This window comes from Anaerotruncus sp. DFI.9.16, assembly GCF_024461615.1.
Taxonomy (GTDB): Bacteria; Bacillota; Clostridia; order Oscillospirales; family Ruminococcaceae; genus Anaerotruncus; species Anaerotruncus massiliensis.
On sequence record NZ_JANFZX010000118.1, the window covers coordinates 1 to 2,411 of the forward strand.

Annotated in this window: 2 protein-coding genes; both read left to right on the forward strand. The window is 62.5% G+C overall.

From position 1 onward, the window contains the following. Positions 1–151 precede the first annotated feature (151 nt). Positions 152–1,615, forward strand: coding sequence for a hypothetical protein (locus NE609_RS17155; RefSeq protein WP_256153224.1), 1,464 nt, complete (start codon positions 152–154; stop codon positions 1,613–1,615). Positions 1,616–1,639: 24 nt separating this feature from the next. Continuing rightward, positions 1,640–2,344 (forward strand): response regulator transcription factor, encoded by a 705-nt coding sequence (locus NE609_RS17160; RefSeq protein WP_101549164.1) that lies wholly within the window; start codon positions 1,640–1,642, stop codon positions 2,342–2,344. Positions 2,345–2,411: the final 67 nt, after the last annotated feature.

Here is a 2,411-nt window from a genome sequence, read left to right on the forward strand (position 1 = left end):
CGCCGTCCTTGGGACGGCGCGGCCCCGCCCCCGCGCGCGATTGACATCCGCGCCGCAATGGGATAAAATTAGCATAGCTAACTGTGCGTATGCCCGCCCCCGGCGTAACCTTGCGGCGGGCGGGCAAACTCTTTTGAAGGGGGGAACCGACATGCCGCGCATCTCGAAACTGCTCGCCGCGGCCGCGGCGTGCCTGATGCTCTCCGCCTGCACCTCCTTCAGCCCGGCGACCGACGATTTGATGCGCCCGCCCCGGCTGACTCCCGAGCAGCGCGCGATCAACGACGCGCTCGACGACGCGGCGCTCACCCAGAACTACAGCCTCAAATATCCCAAGAGCGGCGACCACCGTTCGGCGTTCGTCTTCCACGACATCGACGGGGACGGCGAGGAGGAGGCGATCGTCTTCTACGAGCCTTCGATCGACAACACCGCGCGCATCGTGCTGCTCGACCAGCAGGACGGGGTGTGGCGGTCGCTCTGCGATCTGCCGGGCGCGGGACAGGACGTCGAGTTTGTCGCCTTCGCGAACATCACCGCCAAGGACGCCTCCGACGTGGTCGTCGGCTGGAGCGGCTCCGACCGGGAGGAAAAACAGCTGCGGGTCTACCGCTACTCCCCCGCCGACCGCGTGCTGGTGAACGCCTTGGCCGAAGGGGTCTCCCCGGGCTATACGACCTATCTGATCGACGACCTCGACCGCAACGGCCAGGCCGACGTCTTCCTGCTCTCGAGCAATTCGCGCACCACGCTGGAATCCTTCTGGATCAACCTGCTCTCCTTTGACGGGGACGCGGTGGACATCGTCGATAAAAAGCCCCTCACCGAACGGATCTTACAGTTCGCGGGGGTGACCGCCGGGCGGCTGTCGGCCGGTTCCGCACGGCGCGCGATCTTTGTGGATGAGCTGATCCCCGGCGACAGCCTCGCGGTCGGCTCGACCGATATCCTCGTCACCGAGGTCTTTTCTGTGGCGGACGGGGAGCTGGTCCCCGTCATCAGCTATTCGGAGGAGGGCGAGGGGGAAGAGGCGGACTATGACCGGCTCGACCCCGATTACCAGAAGCCGAGCCTCTATCAGATGACCAAGCGCCCCAACACCGCCTCGGGCGCCAACAACCCCAACAGCGTTCCCTCCCCCCTCTGTACCGATATCGACGGGGACCGCGCGATCGAAATTCCCACCGCGCGGCTTCTGCCCGGGTACGACCAGGTGGACGAGGCCGACCGGCTCTACCTCACGGAATATAACCGTCTGGAAAAGGACGAGCTTGTCCGGGTGTTCGCCGCCGCGATCAACCGCGGGGGCGGCTATATGGTCGAATTCCCCCAGCAGTGGATCGGCGCGGTCACGATCGTCAACCAGATGGAGAACGGCGAATGGCGGTTTATCGGCTACAACGGCTCGGACGACCCGCTCAACGACCTTTCGGTTGAGCTGGCCCGCATCCGCGTCGTCTCCCAAAAGGATTACCAGGACAAATTCCTGGAGAATTACCAGAAGTTCAGCGAATCCCGCGGGATGTTCAGCTACTACGGCTACATCCCCGAAAGCCCGTCAAGCCCGCTCGCAATCACATGGACCGATCTGCAGGACATGTTCTCCCTGCTCTGACCGGTAGGAAAGGATGGATTTCACATGAAACGGATTTTGGTGGTCGAGGACGAGGACGTCATCCGCGACTTTGAGGTCATCAACCTCAAACGTTCGGGCTATGAGGTCGTCGACGTCCCGAGCGGCGAGGAAGCCCTCCAGATTTTTGACCGCAATCCCGCCTATTTCGACGTGGCGGTGCTCGACGTCATGATGCCCGGCATCGACGGCTTTGAAGTCTGCCGCCGCATCCGGGAAAAGAATTCTTCGATCGGCATCATCATGCTGACCGCCAAAAGCCAGGAGATGGACAAGGTCAACGGCCTGATGATCGGCGCCGACGACTATGTCACCAAGCCTTTCTCCCCCTCCGAGCTTGTCGCGCGGGTCGACGCGCTCTACCGCCGCGTCGCCATGGCCGCCGAAAAGGCCGCCGCGCCCGCGCCCAACGAGATCAAATCGGGGCCCTTTGTCCTCAATACCAAGAGCCGTACCGTCTCGAAGAACGGCAAGATCCTTGAGCTTACTCAGGTGGAATACCAGATCCTTGAATATTTCTTCAACAATCCCAACACCGCCCTTGGCCGGCAGGACATTCTCAATAAGGTGTGGGGCGAGGGATATTTCGGCGACGTCAAGATCGTCGACGTCAATATCCGCCGCCTGCGCATGAAGCTCGAGGACAAACCCTCGGAGCCCGAATTTTTACTCACCGTCTGGGGCTACGGCTATAAGTGGGTGCAGAAGTAGATTTGCCGCGCGACGCGCGACGGCCGCTCGCGGGCGCTCCGCCCCGCGACCCCGGCTTGAGTCCGCT